Genomic DNA, 17,209 nt, shown 5'->3' on the forward strand with positions numbered 1-17,209 from the left:
CCTTATAACTGAATGCCGGAGAAGGACATAAAGCCCAACGACATCAGTCCGACTGTAATAAAAATTATCCCCAACCCTTGTAAACCGGCGGGGACATCGCTGTATTTCAGGCGTTCGCGTACACCCGCCAGCACCACAATGGCCAACATCCAGCTAAAACCGCTGCCGAAACCGTAGACCACGCTTTCAGCAAAGGTGTAATCGCGTTCCACCATGAATAACGCCCCGCCCAAAATCGCGCAGTTAACCGTAATCAGTGGCAGGAATACCCCCAAGGCTTGGTACAGCGATGGCACGAATTTATCCAGTACCATTTCCAGCACCTGTACTATCGCCGCAATCACCGCGATGTAGCTGATCAAGCCCAAAAAACGCAGATCGACACCTTGCAATAAGGCACTGTCTTTCAAAAAGACATTGAGGATCAGGTTGTTGGCAGGTACGGTAATCGCTTGCACAATCACCACCGCAATCCCCAGCCCCACCGCCGTTTCAATCTTTTTGGAAATGGCGATGAAGGTACACATCCCCAAAAAGAAGGTGAGCGCCATGTTCTCAATGAACACGGCTTTGATAAACAGACTTAACATGGCTTCCATATCAGCGATTCCCCAGACCGTGTTTCTCATGAATCTTGAAGTCGTGGACTTCGCACTGTTCTGGGTATCGGGTGCGGATAACCCAAATCAACATACCGATGATAAAGAACGCACTCGGCGGCAATAGCATCAAGCCGTTGGGTTCGTACCACCCACCGTTTTTGACCAGAGTAAAAATTTCATACCCCAACAGTGACCCTGAACCAGACAATTCGCGGATGACTGCCACAATAATCAGTATCAGGCTGTAACCCAGACCATTGCCAATCCCGTCAAGGAAACTCATCCCCGGCGGATTTTGCATAGCGTAAGCCTCTGCCCGCCCCATGACGATACAGTTAGTGATGATCAAACCGACGAATACCGACAATTGCTTGGCAGTGCTAAACGCATACGCCTTCATCAACTGATCCACCACAATAACCAGTGACGCAATAATGGTCATCTGCACAATAATGCGGATACTGCTGGGAATGTGGTTGCGGATGGCACTGATAGAAGCATTGGAAAACGCCGTCACCGTGGTCAGCGCGACCGCCATCAACAACGCCGTTTTCAGTGAGCTGGTGACAGCCAAGGCGGAACAGATGCCGAGGATTTGTAGGGTAATCGGGTTATTGGCGACCAAAGGGGTCGTAATAACCTTGCTGGTTTCAGATTTCATGCGCCACCTCCCTTACGGAATTTTTGCAGATAGGGGCCAAAACCGTCAGCACCCATCCAGAATTTAACGAGGTTATTGACACCGTTGCTGGTAAGCGTGGCACCGGAAAGAGCATCAATTTCGTGCGTGGCTTTTTCGCCTTCCGTCGCTGCCATCTTGGTGACACGGATAGCAACGTTACCGTTGGCATCAAATACCTGCTTGCCCGGCCACTTGTCCTTCCACTGCGGATTATCGACTTCGCCACCCAAGCCCGGCGTTTCGGCGTGTTCATAGAAACCCAAACCGACTACGGTATTGGCATCGCCTTTCAGCGCGACAAAACCGTACAGGGTTGACCACAAACCGTAGCCATAGATCGGCAGGATAATTTTCTGCACCTGACCTTGCGGATCTTTCACCAAATAAACTGTGGCATATTTGGCGCGGCGTTTGATGGACGCAATGTCTTGCTCCTTCGTCAGCACCAGGTTTTGTTTGGGGTCAACCGAGGCGGCACGCGCATCGAAGGTGTTGGCATCAATCCCTTCCACGTATGCGCCGGTTTGCAGGTCAACCACTTTGGCTTCCACCTGTTTGAAGGCGTCTTCCACCGATTGCCCCGGTTTGGCTAACCCAGCGATTTGCAGAATGTTCTTTTTCTTGTCCAGCAACTTGTTTTCGTCCTGCACCGGCTTCAAAGCCACGGCAGCAGCGGAAACGGCGACCGAACACACCAGACACAGCAATAACGCTACCCCGTAGGTTTTCACTTTGCTGTCATTGGGTAAGTCTAAAAATTGACGCACGAGTTTCATGATTTAGCCCCCGCATTGGCTGCTTGACGCTTCAGGCGGCGTTTGATGTTAGCTTTCATCACCCCGTAATCCATCAGCGGCGCGAACATATTCGCAAACAAAATTGCCAGCATCATGCCTTCGGGGAACGCCGGATTCACCACGCGAATCAGGATGACCATCACCCCAATCAGCACGCCATACCACCAACGTCCGGTATCGGTATGCGCCGCTGTCACCGGATCAGTTGCCATGAAAATCATCCCGAACGCAAAGCCGCCCGTGACCAAATGCCAATACCAAGGCATGGCAAACATTGGGTTGGTATCGCTACCGATGGTATTCAGCAAAATTGTCATCATGACCATGCCGAACATCACACCCGACACAATCCGCCAACTCGCAATCTTGGTGAACAGCAAAAATGCCCCGCCAATCAGGATTGCCAATGTGGAGGTTTCACCCAAAGAACCGGGTTCAAACCCGATAAAGGCATCCCACCAGCTCACCGTTACCGCCTGCATTCCACCCGCTGCTGCCGCAGACAACGTGGTTGCACCGGAATAACCATCAACCGCGACCCACACTGCATCGCCGGACATAAACGCGGGGTACGCAAAGAACAGGAATGCCCGCCCTGCCAGTGCCGGGTTGATGAAATTTTTACCCGTACCGCCGAATACCTCCTTGCCAATAATCACCCCGAACAAAATACCCATTCCCACCATCCATAACGGAATATCGGGAGGTAACACCAGCGAGTACAGAATGGAAGTCACAAAGAAACCTTCGTTGACTTCATGCCCACGCACCAGCGCGAACACCACCTCCGCCATCCCGCCCACAATAAACGTGGTCATGTAAATGGGCAGGAAATACAAAAAGCCGTGGAAAAAATTATCGAAAAAGCTTTTTGGGTCGTAGCCAATCATATCCATGATCGTGCCACGCCAGCCTTCCGCGTGTTCCAGCCCCATGCCTTGCATCGCCAGATTCGCCTGATAGCCGGTGTTGAAACACGCCATAAACATCACGGGGAAGGTTGCCAGCCACACATAACCCATTACCCGTTTCAGATCGAGCGCGTCGCGCACATGCGGTGCGCCGATGGTGCGGTTCGGTGGGCTGTACAGCAGCGTATCGACCATTTCAAACAGGCCGTAATACTTGTGATATTTGCCGCCTTTAGTAAATTTCGGCTCAACCTTGTCGAGCAGGCGGCGTAATTTATCCGTCATCGCTTATTCCCCCTTTTCCAGCATTCGCAGGCAGTCGCGTAACGCGGGGCCGTATTCGTATTTGCTGTGACACACGAAAGTACACAGGGCGAGGTCATCTTCATCAAGTTCCAACGCGCCGAGTTGTTGCGCCATTACCGTGTCGCGTACCAGCAAGGAACGCAGCAATTGCGTCGGCAAAATATCCAGCGGCATGATTTCCTCGTAATTGCCAATCGGCACCATCGCACGGTGGCTACCGTGTTGCGTGGTCGTCATCGCAAAACTGGCGTGCCGCACATCCGGGCGCAAAAACACATTGAGGATGGAAAACTGCTTGAGCAACGGGTTCAACCAATGCAGGAACAAACGCGGCTGCCCTTCGGCAATCACCGCCACTTGCACGGTGTAACGCCCCAGATACGCACTCCAGCCCGCTGCGCGGAAACCCGCCAGCAAGGAACCGGCAATCACGCGGCATTGCTGGCAATCGAGTTGCCCTTCCACAATATCGTCGGTGCTTGCGCCCAAACGGGTACGCAGCAAGCGCGGCTTTAGTACCGTCGGGCCTGCCAGCGAAATAATGCGTTCCACATACAGCGTGCCGGTGGTGAAGAGCTTGCCAATCGCAATCACATCCTGATAGCCGATGTGCCACACGGTTTTGTGTTCGCTGACCGGATCAAGAAAATGGATGTGCGTACCGGGTAAACCCGCCGGGTGCGGCCCCGACCAACCGTTGTAACGGATATGGTTGGCTTCAACACGTGGTATCGTCGCCCCTTCTGCATGATTAACAAACACCTGTGGCGCGAGTTTGGCAATGACTTGCAAGCCACTGCGAAACGCTTCTGCCTGTTCGTTAATCACGATCAAGGGGTCGGCTGCCATCGCGTAGGTATCAATCGCGGTCACGAAAATAGAGGTGGGAATGCTGTCCGCTTTAGGGACTTTGCTATAAGGCCGGGTACGGAACGCAATCCACTGTCCGGAATCCAGCAATTGCTGGCGGATGGTATCGGCATCCAGTGTCGACAATTGCTCAGGGGAATAAGCGGGGAAACTGACGGCCTCTTCCTGCGCATCCAACTGAATGACGACCGAGTTCAGCACCCGCTTCGCGCCACGGTTGATCGCTTTGATGACACCGCCGCCCGGTGAAGTGAAATTAACGCCCGGACTCTTGCGGTCAGTGAACAGAACTTGTCCACGTTTTACCCGATCCCCTTCCTGAACTTGCAAAGCAGGGCGCAAGTCGTGGAAGTCACGCCCCAACACGGCAACCGTCTGGGGGGCAGGGTGTGCATAAACCGCTTGTTCCGGCTTACCCGTAATGGGCAAATCCAGACCTTTTGTGATTTTCATGTGCTGCAACAACGCTCTTGAGGGGAAATGCGCCCGCACCCTAAGCAGACGCTAGAAGCGGTGGATTATCAATAAATGTCGACAATGTTGCAAGCGCACATGGGAAATAATGCGGTTTTTTGGGGTTTTTCGTAAATAGTGTCAGCACTTTAATGGTGCGGGGTTGCACCATGACGGGTAGGTGTGCGCTGAATAGTGGCATGAGCAAGAACATTATTCCCACTCGTTAAAATACATATTTTATGTATAATACAAATAATAAGTAGTTGAGGTAACACAATGGCAAACCTGCTCACCCCTCGGATTTCCGCCACCGAACTGGCGCGGAATCTCGCTTCCGCCATTGATCAGGTGCGCGTATCCCGCTCTCGTCTGATCATTACACGCGGCAATCAAGACGTTGCGCAGCTTGTTCCCGTGATCAGCAATGGCGCAACTTTGGCAGATTTGGACAGGTTGTTGAAACGCCATAGCCTCAGTCAGGAAGAAAAACGCGCCTTCAGCCAAGACCTGCGCACCATCCGTGAGGCGGCAACGTTGCCGACATCAGCATGGGATTGATCATCGACACCAATGTTTTCATTGACGCTGAAAATGGGCGGCTGGAATTGGGAGCAATCCCGGTGTTGCAAACCGAGCCGGTGTTTATTCCGGCAATCACGGTATCAGAACTGCTTACTGGGGTTAAGCTTGCCAAAACCCCGGAGGAATACATGCACCGGCACGCCTACGCCGAAAGCATCCTCAATAGCATTCCGGTACTGGATTTTGATACCGAGGTAGCACGCACCTACGCTGAGTTGTATGCGCAAGCCTTGGGGCAACAGCGGCGTAGTAATTTGAATGTGCATGACCTGCAAATTGCGGCGACGGCGTTGGTGCAGGGTTATAGCATCCTGACTACCAATGTTGATGATTTCAAGGGCGTTCCTGGTGTGAGGCTTGTCAGTCCGTATGCGTTGCAGGGGAATACGATTCACGAAGATCAAGCCAGCTACAGCCAAAGTTCTTAACACGCTTGAAAAGATGTAAATATTCATCAATAATTCTAAAAACTCCTATTTTGATGAGTATAACCATCATGTTAGCAGCCATCGGTGAAACCATCCGCTCCGCCCGCAAAGCACGCGGCTGGAGCCAACAGCAACTGGCAGACCTGTGCCATCTCGACCGCACCACCATCGGCGCACTCGAACGCAACGATTTCAACGACCTTGGCATCCGCAAAGTCGAGCGGGTATTAATGGTGCTGGGCAAAACCCTCACCACCAAGGATGTAGGCTTGCCCACGCTCGACGATTTAAAGGCACAACAACGTGGCTGAAGTCGACGTTTACACCGGACACGGTTCGCAACCAGTAATGTACATTGCTAAAAACCAAGCCCACCAACAAGGATAATTGAAATTCCCCTATCCCCGCCGCACACTTTGCAGCCATCTTCACTCAGGAACAACCTCACCATGCACATTGCTGACAACGCTTTCATACCACAGGAAATCCCCGCCATGACCCAACTCCACGAAGAAGAGCGGGTCATGCTCAACGAACTCTACACCTTGCTGGCACAGACAACGCCGGATACCGCCACCATCGACGCACAACTCGACACACTGCTCCAGCACACCACCGCGCATTTCGAGCAAGAAAACCACAATATGCTGATCATCGAATTCCGCCCTTACCCGGTACACAAAGACGAACACGACCTCGCCCTCAGCGCCATGACCAGCGCGTTCGACCACTGGAAAACCACTCGCGACCTGCCCGCCTTGCGCCATTACCTCGAAACCGAATTGCCCGCTTGGTTACAACAACACATTGCGACGATGGACATGATCACCGCGCGTTTCCTAAAAATGCATCAGGACAAAGGCGGCGTGCTTGAATTCGCCTGAGTTACCCACCGTGCTAAGCCTGCATTGCCACCCCAGCACCCTCTGCCCTGTGGTCGATGCGTTGCAGGTACAAGTAACACCCACCGATGGCGGCTTGCACCTGCGTTACACTCTCAGCGGCACACTCGCCGCACTCAACATTCCCCGACCGCAAGCCCCGACCGCCACCGATGGCTTGTGGGAACACACCTGCTTTGAAACATTCATTCGCGTGTTGGGTGAAAACCGTTATCATGAGTTCAACTTTTCGCCTTCGAGCCAATGGGCAGCGTATGCATTCAGGGCTTACCGGGAACGGCTGGCATGGCAAGCGCAACAGCCGCCCGTGATCAGTACCGCAGTACGCGGCAATGAATTCGTGTTGGAAGCCTTGCTTGCCAGCGCTGATTTACCCGACAATTGCACCCAACAGCCTTGGCAACTGGGGATAACGGCGGTGCTGGAAACCACCAGCGGCGAAAAGTCCTACTGGGCATTGCAGCATCCCGCCACACGCCCGGACTTCCACCATAATGACGGATTTGTACATGCAATTTGGTCTTGACCGCTTTCTAAACGATGCCAGCCTGCGTGCGCCCTTGCATGGCAAACGGGTTGCCCTGCTCGCACACCCTGCCTCCGCCACCGCCGACTTGACCCATTCGCTTGATGCACTCGCCACGTTGCCGGACATTCACCTCAGCGCCGCCTTCGGCCCGCAACACGGCATTAAAGGCGACAAGCAAGACAATATGATGGAATCGCCCGATGTCATTGACCCGCAACACGGCATTCCGATTTTCAGCCTGTACGGGGAAGTGCGCCGCCCTACACCCGCGATGATGGATACCTTTGACGTCTTGCTGGTGGATTTGCAGGATTTGGGTTGCCGTATTTACACCTTCATCACCACCCTGCGCTATGTGCTGGAAGCTGCCGAACAACACGGCAAAAGCGTGTGGGTACTCGACCGCCCCAACCCTGCCGGTCGCCCCGTGGAAGGCTTAACCTTGCGCACCGGCTGGGAAAGTTTCGTCGGCGCAGGCGCAATGCCGATGCGTCACGGCTTAACGATGGGCGAACTGGGCTTATGGTTTATCCGCGAACTCAAGCTAACGCTCGAATACCGCGTGATCGGCATGGAAGGCTGGCAACCCAAGCAAGCACCGGGCTACGGCTGGCCCTTGGGTGAACGCGAATGGATCAACCCCAGCCCCAACGCCCCGAACCTGTCGATGGCGCGTTGTTACGCCGGAACCGTCATGCTGGAAGGCACAACCCTCTCGGAAGGACGCGGTACGACCCGCCCGTTAGAACTCTTCGGCGCACCGGATATGGATGCACGAGCAGTTATCCAAACCATGCAAGCGCTTGCCCCACACTGGTTACAGGGCTGTATCCTGCGCGAATGCTGGTTTGAACCCACCTTTCACAAACACGCGGGCAAACTGTGTGCGGGGGTGCAAATCCACGTTGAAGCACTGCATTACGACCACGCCGCGTTCCGCCCTTGGCGCGTGCAAGCCTTGGCGTTCAAAGCGATTCGCCAGTTGTACCCCAACTACCCGCTGTGGCGGGATTTCCCCTACGAATATGAATTCGGCAAACTCGCGATTGATGTGATCAACGGTTCACCACTGTTACGCGAATGGGTGGATGACCCGCAAGCCACCCCAGCGGATTTGGATGCGCTCACCCTGCCCGACGAACAGGCGTGGCTCAAACAGCGTGAACCGTTCCTGCTGTACTAATAACCCAAGCTATACCGCAACTGCCCACTGATACCAAGCCACCGTCATCCCTGTGGCGGCAGCCAACAACAGCGGAATACCTACCCGTAAACCCACACCCCATCCTCCAATACTGAGAGCCATCCCAGCTTTCACCAAAGAATTAACTGCCGCAGCCAACACAATACCAAACACCGCCGTGGACGCAGTTAAGCCGTTTAAACTCATGCGTGACAATGACAGGGTGATCGCATCCACATCCGCCACTCCTGATGCAGCGGCCAACAGCAGCACGCCCATTGCCCCGACCCAATCTTGCAGTGCCTTGCCCAGCAACATGATCGCTGCCAGCAATACCCCAAACAAGAAGGCCGTGCGCAATTCCAACGGATTACTCAAATGCACCCGTGGTTCAGCCTGTTGGCCTTTCCCCGTAAACCAATACAGCAAAGCAGGCACATAGGTCAGCACCGCCATCAACACAACCGGCAACCACAATAAATCAAATATCAGAGAGTTAATCAGACTCGCCACTAACAACATGCGCGGAAACATCGTGCCACAAGCCAGCAAAATTCCCGTTGCTAAGACCGGCACCAATGCAACCTCTTGCTTTGCAAGCCGCGAAAAACTTAAGGTTAAAGCCGTCGATGACACTAACCCACCGAGTAAACCCGTCAGTAATGCCCCCTTGCGTGCCCCCCCCAATTTCAGCGCAAAGTAACCCATGAAGGAAATGGCAGCAATCAACACCACCATCCACCACAGTTCATAAGGGTTTAACGCCTGCCAAGGCCCAAAGCCTTGATGCGGCAAAATTGGCAAAATCACGGCGGACATTAACAACAGCTTAGTGACCGCCCGCAACTCGCTTTCTTCCAACGCCTGTACCCAGCGGTGCAATTGCGGCTTGTAAGCTAACAGCGCCATGGTCACGACACCCGCCGCCACGGCCTCTTCTTCCCTGCCGCCAACCGCCAGTAGCCCAAACACAAACACCAGCAAACCCGCCACCAGACTGGTGATACTGACATCTTTACCTTGATTTTCACGCAAATTAACGCCGTAAGTAAGCGCCAAGGCCAGTGCAACGCCAACAAAGATTAAACCAATCGCTACCGTACCCAATTGCGTCCCTAGCAATGCGGTACAACCACCCAGCAACCCCAGCAAACCGTAAGTACGTACTCCCGCAACGCGCTTACCCTCGCTGGCATCACGCTGTTGCCAACCACGTTCCACCCCAATCAACAAACCAATACCCAAGGCAATCGCAAGGTGATAAAAAATAATCGGATTGGCGCTCATCGTGAATGCTCAGCCTTGATCAGTTGTGCGATATTCCACAAACTTGGCACGTATTCCACTGCTGCTTTCAGCGATCTATCACCCGGCTGTTCAAGGTGTTGTGCATGGAGAGCTTGGTAAAAATTGGCAAAACTCAACGCCACCCCACGCCTTTCCATGTCAGCCAACAAGCGTTTGACATTGCCAGCTCCCCAGTTATACGCAGTAAACGTCAGCAGCCACGCATCGCTTTCCGCGAACCCCGCCACCTTCGCAAAATAGAAATGGTAGCGGTGTAAATGGGCTTGTGCCGCTTGGGTACTCAAGGTGGCATCCGAGCGTAATTTGTTGATGCCCGTGGTTTTTAGCTTGTCGCTGATATAATCCAAGGTCTGAATTTCTTTCAACACCTCTGGGGTCAATTGCCAGTAACCGTAATCGGCGGATTTTCTACCTTTTTTGCCATGCCACTGCGATTCCAGATATGCAATCAGCAAAATGCTATCCGGCATTCCCTGCAAATCGACGTTTTTCGCAAACGGATACGAGCGGACAAAGGCATCCAAGTAATCATTGTGACCGTTATCATCACGCCACTGAATTTTGTTGCGCACGTGTTCTGCTACCTGCAAGAACGTGGTTTTACCTTCGCCATGCAATGCATTGCTCAGAAAAAACGCGAACAAATCGTAATGCTTATCCGCCAGCTGTCCGATGGAAGATTCGGCGGGTACTTGGTAGGCCACTTTGTGCCATGCGGGGGTTTCCGCCTGTGAAGTGGCATTCAGCGAAAGGATTGTGAATAGCAGTAAGGCAATAACAGTCCGTATTGAGGATGACATAAACAATCCATTTTGCAAAAGAAAGAATGAGCCTATTTTAGCGAGACTCATTCCCTCTGCATGGATTATTTTTGGCTTATTTCATCGTCACCATTTCTTCGGCACTAACGGGGTGAATCGCGATGGTATCGTCAAAGTCCTGCTTGGTTGCACCCATGCGGATAGCAACCGCGAAACCTTGCATCATTTCATCTACCCCCAAACCAATGGCATGGCAACCAACGATCTTTTCGTCTTCGCCCACCACGACCAGCTTCATCGCGGTTTTGGCTTTGTGCTTGACGAAGGAATAATACATCGGGGTGAATTCGGTGCTGTACACCTTCACCGCATCGCCGTATTTTTCCCGTGCGGCTTCTTCCGACAAACCAATCGTGCCAATCGGCGGATGCGTGAACATCACGGTTGGAATCAGGCTGTAATCGACCTTGCGGTCTTTCATGCCACCGAATAAACGATCACCGAGGCGACGACCAGCCGCAATTGCTACCGGAGTCAGTTGCACCCCGCGCTTATTGATAATGTCACCAATCGCGTAAACACCGGGAACGCTGGTTTCCTGATACTCGTTTACGTCGATGAAACCACCGGGCGCAAGCGCCAGACCGATGTTTTCCAAACCAATGTCGTCGGTATTGGTCTTGCGCCCAATCGCCCACAACAACTGATCCAGATCAGCCAACACACTGCCGTCGGTGTAATTCACGGTAAGTTTACCGTCGGCTTGTTTTTCCACACTGGCAATTTTCGCCGTGTCGTTGAACACAATGCCATCATGTTCCATTTGCGTGCGCAGCGTTTTCTGCATCAGGCTATCGAAACCGATCAACACGGGGAAACCTTGGTGCAACATGTGCGTTTCTGAGCCAAGTGCATTCAACACACCGGCCAATTCCAGCGCAATGTAACCGCCGCCAACAACCGCGACTTTCGCAGGCTGTTCATCCAGTTCAAAAAAGCCGTCAGAGGTGATGCCGTATTCCGCACCGGGAATATCCGTTGGCACAATCGGGCGACCACCCGTGGAAATCACAATGTGGTCAGCAGTATAGGTTTCACCACCGACGTCCAACGTCTTGGCATCAACAAAACGCGCTTGCCCCTGGATCAGGTCAATGCCTGCTTCGGACAAAAAGCTATCCATGTACCAATCGGTAATGCCACCGATCATGTTATCGCGCTTGTTGACCAACGTTGCCCAGTTCAATTTACCGGGCGTTGTCGCAAAACCGTAATCTTGCGCGTCGTGTTGGGCATGAGCCAGATTTGCAGCAAACCACATCACTTTTTTGGGAACGCAGCCACGGTTGACGCACGTACCGCCGAGGTCATCATTGACTTCCACGACTGCGCACTTCGCGCCATGTTTCGCAGCCTTTTCGACCACTGACAAACCACCGCTGCCTGCGCCGATGGCGATTAAATCGTAATGTTGGCTCATGCCCTACTCCTTCTTAGCGTGCTTGCAACCAAGCTTCCAATTTGTCAGAACCGCCAATCAGTTCACCGTTAATGAACACTTGCGGAACCATATCCACACCAGCGATAGCACGCAGGCTGCGGTTGGTATAATCACGGTTCAATTCCAGTTCGTCAAAGTCAATTTCTGCATCGTGCAACATGCCTTTGGCTTTCGCACAGAATGGGCAACCTTGACGGGTGAATACGGTAACATCCAGTGGTGCTTTGGCATTCGGTGCGATGTAAGCCAGCATGGTATCCGCATCGGAAACTTCAAACGGGTCACCCGGTTTGTTTGGCTCAACGAACATTTTTTCCACCACGCCATCTTTCACCAGCATGGAATAACGCCATGAACGCTTGCCGAAACCGAGGTCGTTTTTGTCAACCAGCAAACCCATGCCATCCGTGAAGTCGCCGTTGCCATCAGGAATGAAGGTGATTTTGTCGGCTTTCTGGTCAACTTTCCACTCGTTCATCACAAAGGTGTCGTTAACCGACATGCAAACGATTTCATCTACGCCCAGCTTTTTGAAGGTATCTGCCAACTGGTTGTAACGTGGCACGTGGGTAGAAGAGCAAGTCGGGGTGAATGCACCCGGCAGTGAGAACACGATGACAGTTTTTCCCTTGAATACGTCGTCAGTCGTGACATCGACCCACTCATGATTTTGACGGGTACGGAATGTCACGTTAGGGACGCGCTGGCCTTCTTTATTTTCAAACATGGGATTCTCCTTCTGAGAAAAAACAATTTAACTAATCTTTAACAATCTATAAAATTGATTGGAATGGGCACAGTATAAGCAGATCATAATACATTTCATAATGGATTGTTTCTAATATCATGTTCTGTTTATTCGATGAAGGTGATCAATACTGTTCATCGCCATGCGGACAAATTATCATGCGCCTCAACCTAATGATTACAATGACAGGGCACATCATGAAACACATTGTCGTCGACATCACTGCGCACGGCTTCGGTCATGTAGCACAAACGGCTGCTGTATTAAATGCACTCGATGGCAGCAACATCCGCTTCACTATCCGCTCCAGTGCTGCCGAAACCGTGCTGCGCGAACGTATTCGCCATCCCTTCACCTTGATTCCTTACCAACAAGATACAGGCATGTTAATGCACGATGCGCTGCGGGTAGATGCTGCTGCCAGTATGCGCTGGTATGCGGATTTCCACGCCACCTATTCCACCCGCAAAACCCAGGCCGCCGTTGAGCTAGAGAGACTGCAACCTGACTTGCTGTTTGCCAATGTTCCCTACTTGAGCTTGGATGCGGCTGGGGAGCTAGGAACCCCCGCTATTGCGCTGTGCTCCCTCAACTGGGCAGACGTGTTCCACAGCTATTGCAACGCATTACCGGGCGCGGACAAAATTCGCGACCAAATCCTCCATGCCTATGCGCAAGCTGAGATCTTTTTGCAACCCACCCCTTCGATGGATATGCACACCATGCTGCATACGCACCCCATTGCACCGATTGCTGCTATCGGTCAGCGTAAGCCTGAGTGGTTAAGGGAAGCTTCCGGGATGCCCGCTCACACCCGTTTCGTGCTGGTCGCATTGGGTGGTTTGGGCATGGAATACCCCTTAGCGCATTGGCCGCAGTTACCCGATGTGTGCTGGATTTTTCCCGATACTGCACTAACACAAGCACGCGCTGATTTTATTCCGGCCTCGCTGTTTGGCTTGGATTATGTGGATTTACTCGCGTCTTGTGATGTTGTCATGACCAAAACCGGCTACGGCACGCAAACAGAAGCGGTAGTGAATCAAGTGCCAACCCTGTGCATTACCCGTCACGGTTGGCCAGAAGAACCCAATCTACCCCACTGGCACACGCAACACGGCGAAGTCAGTTTCACCGATTGGCGCACCATTCAAGCCGGTGATTTCGGCAAGCACATTACCGCATTACTCGAAACAACTTGGCATAAGCCATTCGTTGTGCCTACGGGGGCACGCGATGCAGCGGCGGTGTTACAACAACAAATATCCCCAATGCCCGCGACAGTTCTTGTGTAAGCGGCTATATTGGTTTAATTAAATACCTTAAATTTCCATCACAAGAGGAGTGAGCTATGCAAGACGGTATTATACAAGACAGTATGAAAGGCATTGCTAATATTGCCGACAACCCTTACAAGCACTTACAAAAAATTGCGGGGGAACTGGATAACTACGATACCCGTGACAAGATTGACCGGGTACTGGATGAGCTGGATTTTATCCACGAATTAATTGATCCAGAAGCGCAGTCGATGGTGTCACAAGTGACCAAAACGTTGATGGAACGTTACCGTGCACTGGCTTAATTATTTTCAACAAAAAACTTTATCTATTAATAAATAGATATTTTTTTATTGACCACTAGTGGCTTCTTGCTTAAAAGGTTTGCTTTGAGCAAAGAGTGTCCACCTCATGAGAAAAACTATCCCCCGCGCCGTCAGCGTGTCGCTGGCGTGTGCTTCGCTAATACTGGCAACTGCCACCCTCAACCTCTCCTATGCCGCAGGCTGCCAAACCCTCAGCAGCGATAATTTGCAGGCCAGAGCCCGTGCATATAAGCCATTGATTCACAATGCCGCTATTCAACACGGTGTGAGTTCCAGTTTGGTGAAAGCAGTGATTACAGTAGAAAGCTGCTTTCGCCCCAAAGCGCGTGGCTCGCTGGGGGAAAAAGGTTTGATGCAACTCATGCCTGCAACCGCACGCCGTTTCAATATTCGCAATGGGTATAACGCTCAGCAAAATATCCACGGCGGCACCCGTTATCTCGGTTATTTGCAGCAACGTTACGGCGGTGATTTACCGCGCATGGTCGCCGCTTATAACGCGGGCGAAGGCCGTATTAAACCCGGTGGGCGTATTCCCAATAAAGCGTATGTGAGTAAAGTGATGCAAGCGTACCGCAAGTTTTCCGGCAAAAGCGGCAGTGCCGATGTAAGCGTGAAACAAGCCACTTTCAAGAACCCTGAAAAATCAGCCACTAAGCTGGTTAGTCACGAATTGCCTTGGGCTGATTTGCATACAGGCACGTATCAGGTAAAAGCGGGGGATACTGTATACGAGGCGATGCGCCAAACTGGCGTGCCAGTCAAAAAGTTAGTGCGTTTGAATAACCTGTCCGCGCCTTACACCATCAAGGCGGGACAGGTATTGCGGCTAAATTAAGCGTTAGCTGTTGTTGCCGCCAAAGCTGGCTCGCCCAACGATCAGCGGGTCAGCTTGGTTGATGTTGCGTACATCTTTGCCTTTGTAGTCCATTTTGTTCAGCACATAACGCATGGCGTTGAGACGCGCCCGCTTTTTGCAGTCTGACTTAATGATGATCCACGGGCATTCGGAGGTGTCGGTGTGAAAGAACATCGCTTCTTTAGCCTTGCTGTATTCATCCCATTTTTCGAGGGAGGCTAAGTCAATCGGGCTAAGTTTCCATTGTTTGAGTGGGTGAATTTCACGCTCTTTAAAGCGACGGCGTTGCTCTTTGCGGCTTACCGAGAACCAGAATTTAATCAAGTGAACCCCACTATTAACCAAATGGCGTTCCAATTCTGGGGCTTGACGCATGAACGCAAGGTATTCCGCTTCATTACAAAAGCCCATAACACGTTCAACACCGGCACGGTTGTACCAAGAGCGATCCATCAACACGATTTCACCGGCAGACGGCAAATGTTGGATATAACGCTGGAAATACCATTGCCCGCGTTCCATTTCAGTGGGTTTTTCCAGTGCCACTACGCGAGCACCCCGTGGATTGAGGTGTTCCATGAACCGTTTGATGGTTCCGCCCTTACCGGCAGCATCGCGGCCTTCAAACAAAATTACCACCCGTTGCCCGGTTTCGCGTACCCATGCTTGCAGTTTGAGTAATTCGACTTGTAGGTGGTATTTTTGTTTTTCGTAAGCCTTGCGTGACAGGCGATTTTTGTAAGGGTAAACCGCCGAGCGCCAGTCATCGACTAATTCATCATCGGGGCTGACTGGCATTCTGGCTTCGTATTTTTGCCAGCGTAACAGGGCGGCTTTGAGGGCGGCGGCATCATCTGGCGATGCACCTTCTAAAATCGACTCCAGTGCTTTGAAGGCGGCGGCGCTATCGGTTGGTCTAGGGTCGGTGTGTTCCAAAATGTCTTCGGCAGCACTGATTTGGGCATCTTGCGCTTCCGCACTGGCTTGCAGCACAACAAACGTTTCCACCGCTTCGGCGGTAATCGGGTCAGTTTCCATCGGTTCGGTTGCGTTAATTTGCTCTTTATCCATTAGGCACTCCACATTTTTTTCATCAAATTTTAACTTTTCCATGTTAGCAAACCTAGGGCAAACAATTGCTGACAAATATCAGGGCTGAGGGGTGTTGCGTAAGCGTGCCAATACCGCTACGGCTTGTTCGCGGGCTTGTTGTGCAGGTGGCAAGTCGCCGTTGAGGTAAGCATCAATGTCTTGTTGTGCCTGCATTTGGTCGTCAAAAGCATCGTGGCGTTGGCGAATGCGCTCTAACGAATCTTGCATCCGTGCAAATTTGTCGCTGTGCACATTGGCATGGCGGGACAGTTTGCCAACCGCTTGCTGGGCGTGTTGGGTCGCTTGTGCCATGCGCAATTCAGCGCGGTAATGTTCCAGCTTGTTGGCGGTGCTTTTCAGGGTTTGCAACAGGCGTTGTTCGTAGGCGTACAATTGTGCGTGTTGGCGCTGTTGCTGTTCCAGCCGGGTTTCGTGTTGGCTGAAATCTTCTGCCAGTGACAGCGCGGCTGCTTCATCGCCTTGTTCGAGGTGGCGGCGGATCAGGGTTTCCTTGCTTGCCAGTTGGGTTTTTTGGGCATCAAGCTGGCGTTGCAGGCGTAATTTGTCAGCCATCACTTGTGCAAGGTGTTGCTTGGCTTCGCGTAAATGGCTTTCGGATTCGTAAATCTCCTGCCCCAGAATGCGGGTGGCGTTGGCATCTACCGCCGTTTCTAGCACTTCGCGAGTGCCGCCCCGTACCGCAGTGGCGAGTTTTTCGATTAAGTAAAACATGCGGATTGCCTCCCTTATTCGGCGTATTCTTTGAGGATTTTGTTGGTTTTGGCTTCGCTAATGCGATTCAGCAAACGTTGCGCTTCGTGCTCATCTCGCAGGGTTTTTGACAACATAATAGTGGAGCTGACAAGAAACAGGGAGTTTAGGGCGAGGTAACCTTTGGTGAGCAGATTGCCTTCGAGGAAGAAGATAAAAGCTGCCATCCCCGCTAGGGCAATGCCGAAGGTGAGTTTGACGAAGAATAACCAGCTACTGGAGTTGGGCAGGGTGATATTGTCGTTCATGGGGTGTTCCTCTGGTTGCGATTAACAGTTGTTATGCTCTGAGAGGAAGATTAGGGGATGGTTGCGC

21 protein-coding genes are annotated in these 17,209 nt (G+C 52.1%); 9 read left to right on the top strand and 12 right to left on the bottom strand.

All coding sequences use genetic code 11. The features are described from left to right. Window positions 1-2: 2 nt before the first annotated feature. The 5 genes from nqrE to BLV87_RS05805 are packed head-to-tail and all read right to left on the bottom strand — an operon-like array spanning window position 3 to window position 4,621. Entirely contained in the window at window positions 3-599 is a 597-nt protein-coding gene (gene nqrE / locus BLV87_RS05785) for an NADH:ubiquinone reductase (Na(+)-transporting) subunit E (protein WP_093066336.1), read from the bottom strand. A gap of 1 nt (window position 600) precedes the next feature. Then, window positions 601-1,263 (bottom strand): NADH:ubiquinone reductase (Na(+)-transporting) subunit D, encoded by a 663-nt coding sequence (locus BLV87_RS05790; RefSeq protein ID WP_093066338.1) that lies wholly within the window; start codon window positions 1,261-1,263, stop codon window positions 601-603. Beyond that, window positions 1,260-2,060, bottom strand: a complete 801-nt coding sequence (locus BLV87_RS05795; protein WP_093066340.1) for a Na(+)-translocating NADH-quinone reductase subunit C — start codon at window positions 2,058-2,060, stop codon at window positions 1,260-1,262. The genes BLV87_RS05790 and BLV87_RS05795 overlap by 4 nt, the downstream gene beginning before the upstream one ends. Then, the gene (locus tag BLV87_RS05800; RefSeq protein ID WP_093066342.1) at window positions 2,057-3,277 is read right to left on the bottom strand and encodes an NADH:ubiquinone reductase (Na(+)-transporting) subunit B; all 1,221 of its coding nucleotides are present in this window, start codon (window positions 3,275-3,277) and stop codon (window positions 2,057-2,059) included. The genes BLV87_RS05795 and BLV87_RS05800 overlap by 4 nt, the downstream gene beginning before the upstream one ends. A 3-nt stretch (window positions 3,278-3,280) precedes the next feature. Next, window positions 3,281-4,621 (bottom strand): Na(+)-translocating NADH-quinone reductase subunit A, encoded by a 1,341-nt coding sequence (locus BLV87_RS05805; RefSeq protein ID WP_093066344.1) that lies wholly within the window; start codon window positions 4,619-4,621, stop codon window positions 3,281-3,283. A 279-nt stretch (window positions 4,622-4,900) separates the two neighbouring features. On the opposite strand from BLV87_RS05805, the gene BLV87_RS05810 reads away from it, so the two are divergent. The 6 genes from BLV87_RS05810 (at window position 4,901) to BLV87_RS05835 (ending at window position 8,248) form a co-directional block, all read left to right on the top strand. Then, complete coding sequence (locus tag BLV87_RS05810; RefSeq protein ID WP_093066346.1) at window positions 4,901-5,182, top strand: type II toxin-antitoxin system Phd/YefM family antitoxin; 282 nt, start codon at window positions 4,901-4,903, stop codon at window positions 5,180-5,182. After that, window positions 5,173-5,634: a type II toxin-antitoxin system VapC family toxin gene (locus BLV87_RS05815; RefSeq protein WP_093066348.1), complete on the top strand. Its 462-nt coding sequence runs from the start codon at window positions 5,173-5,175 to the stop codon at window positions 5,632-5,634. Before BLV87_RS05810 ends, BLV87_RS05815 begins: the two co-directional genes overlap by 10 nt. A gap of 68 nt (window positions 5,635-5,702) precedes the next feature. After that, entirely contained in the window at window positions 5,703-5,945 is a 243-nt protein-coding gene (locus tag BLV87_RS05820; RefSeq protein ID WP_093066350.1) for a helix-turn-helix transcriptional regulator, read from the top strand. A 138-nt stretch (window positions 5,946-6,083) separates the two neighbouring features. Next, window positions 6,084-6,518, top strand: coding sequence for a bacteriohemerythrin (locus BLV87_RS05825; protein ID WP_093066352.1), 435 nt, complete (start codon window positions 6,084-6,086; stop codon window positions 6,516-6,518). Further along, the gene (locus tag BLV87_RS05830; protein ID WP_093066354.1) at window positions 6,505-7,062 is read left to right on the top strand and encodes a DOMON-like domain-containing protein; all 558 of its coding nucleotides are present in this window, start codon (window positions 6,505-6,507) and stop codon (window positions 7,060-7,062) included. Before BLV87_RS05825 ends, BLV87_RS05830 begins: the two co-directional genes overlap by 14 nt. Then, on the top strand, window positions 7,046-8,248 hold the full coding sequence (locus tag BLV87_RS05835; protein WP_093066356.1) for an exo-beta-N-acetylmuramidase NamZ family protein: 1,203 nt from the start codon (window positions 7,046-7,048) through the stop codon (window positions 8,246-8,248). Before BLV87_RS05830 ends, BLV87_RS05835 begins: the two co-directional genes overlap by 17 nt. 9 nt (window positions 8,249-8,257) lie before the next feature. Here the strand turns inward: BLV87_RS05835 and BLV87_RS05840 are convergent, their stop codons facing one another. From BLV87_RS05840 to BLV87_RS05855, 4 genes are all read right to left on the bottom strand, one after another. Further along, complete coding sequence (locus BLV87_RS05840) at window positions 8,258-9,535, bottom strand: MgtC/SapB family protein (RefSeq protein ID WP_093066358.1); 1,278 nt, start codon at window positions 9,533-9,535, stop codon at window positions 8,258-8,260. After that, on the bottom strand, window positions 9,532-10,356 hold the full coding sequence (locus BLV87_RS05845; RefSeq protein ID WP_093066360.1) for a transglycosylase SLT domain-containing protein: 825 nt from the start codon (window positions 10,354-10,356) through the stop codon (window positions 9,532-9,534). Before BLV87_RS05845 ends, BLV87_RS05840 begins: the two co-directional genes overlap by 4 nt. A gap of 76 nt (window positions 10,357-10,432) precedes the next feature. Beyond that, the gene (gene gorA, locus BLV87_RS05850; RefSeq protein WP_093066362.1) at window positions 10,433-11,797 is read right to left on the bottom strand and encodes a glutathione-disulfide reductase; all 1,365 of its coding nucleotides are present in this window, start codon (window positions 11,795-11,797) and stop codon (window positions 10,433-10,435) included. A gap of 13 nt (window positions 11,798-11,810) precedes the next feature. Further along, a complete protein-coding gene (locus BLV87_RS05855; RefSeq protein ID WP_093066364.1) occupies window positions 11,811-12,545 on the bottom strand; it encodes a glutathione peroxidase in 735 nt (244 codons plus the stop codon). A 218-nt stretch (window positions 12,546-12,763) separates the two neighbouring features. On the opposite strand from BLV87_RS05855, the gene BLV87_RS05860 reads away from it, so the two are divergent. From BLV87_RS05860 to BLV87_RS05870, 3 genes are all read left to right on the top strand, one after another. After that, window positions 12,764-13,861 (top strand): hypothetical protein, encoded by a 1,098-nt coding sequence (locus tag BLV87_RS05860; protein WP_093066479.1) that lies wholly within the window; start codon window positions 12,764-12,766, stop codon window positions 13,859-13,861. Between the two features lie 56 nt (window positions 13,862-13,917). Beyond that, on the top strand, window positions 13,918-14,151 hold the full coding sequence (locus BLV87_RS05865) for a hypothetical protein (RefSeq protein ID WP_093066366.1): 234 nt from the start codon (window positions 13,918-13,920) through the stop codon (window positions 14,149-14,151). Between the two features lie 106 nt (window positions 14,152-14,257). Beyond that, window positions 14,258-15,010, top strand: a complete 753-nt coding sequence (locus BLV87_RS05870; RefSeq protein ID WP_093066368.1) for a transglycosylase SLT domain-containing protein — start codon at window positions 14,258-14,260, stop codon at window positions 15,008-15,010. Between the two features lie 3 nt (window positions 15,011-15,013). On the opposite strand, the gene ppk2 is transcribed toward BLV87_RS05870, so the two are convergent. The 3 genes from ppk2 to BLV87_RS05885 all read right to left on the bottom strand — a co-directional run bounded on the left by ppk2 (window position 15,014) and on the right by BLV87_RS05885 (window position 17,142). Then, window positions 15,014-15,829 (bottom strand): polyphosphate kinase 2, encoded by an 816-nt coding sequence (ppk2, locus tag BLV87_RS05875; RefSeq protein ID WP_217629946.1) that lies wholly within the window; start codon window positions 15,827-15,829, stop codon window positions 15,014-15,016. A gap of 351 nt (window positions 15,830-16,180) precedes the next feature. Further along, window positions 16,181-16,855: a PspA/IM30 family protein gene (locus tag BLV87_RS05880; RefSeq protein ID WP_093066372.1), complete on the bottom strand. Its 675-nt coding sequence runs from the start codon at window positions 16,853-16,855 to the stop codon at window positions 16,181-16,183. 14 nt (window positions 16,856-16,869) lie between these two features. Next, a complete protein-coding gene (locus BLV87_RS05885; RefSeq protein WP_093066375.1) occupies window positions 16,870-17,142 on the bottom strand; it encodes a YiaA/YiaB family inner membrane protein in 273 nt (90 codons plus the stop codon). Window positions 17,143-17,209: the final 67 nt, after the last annotated feature.

It is taken from the genome of Thiothrix caldifontis, from assembly GCF_900107695.1.
GTDB classification, from domain to species: domain Bacteria; phylum Pseudomonadota; class Gammaproteobacteria; order Thiotrichales; family Thiotrichaceae; genus Thiothrix; species Thiothrix caldifontis.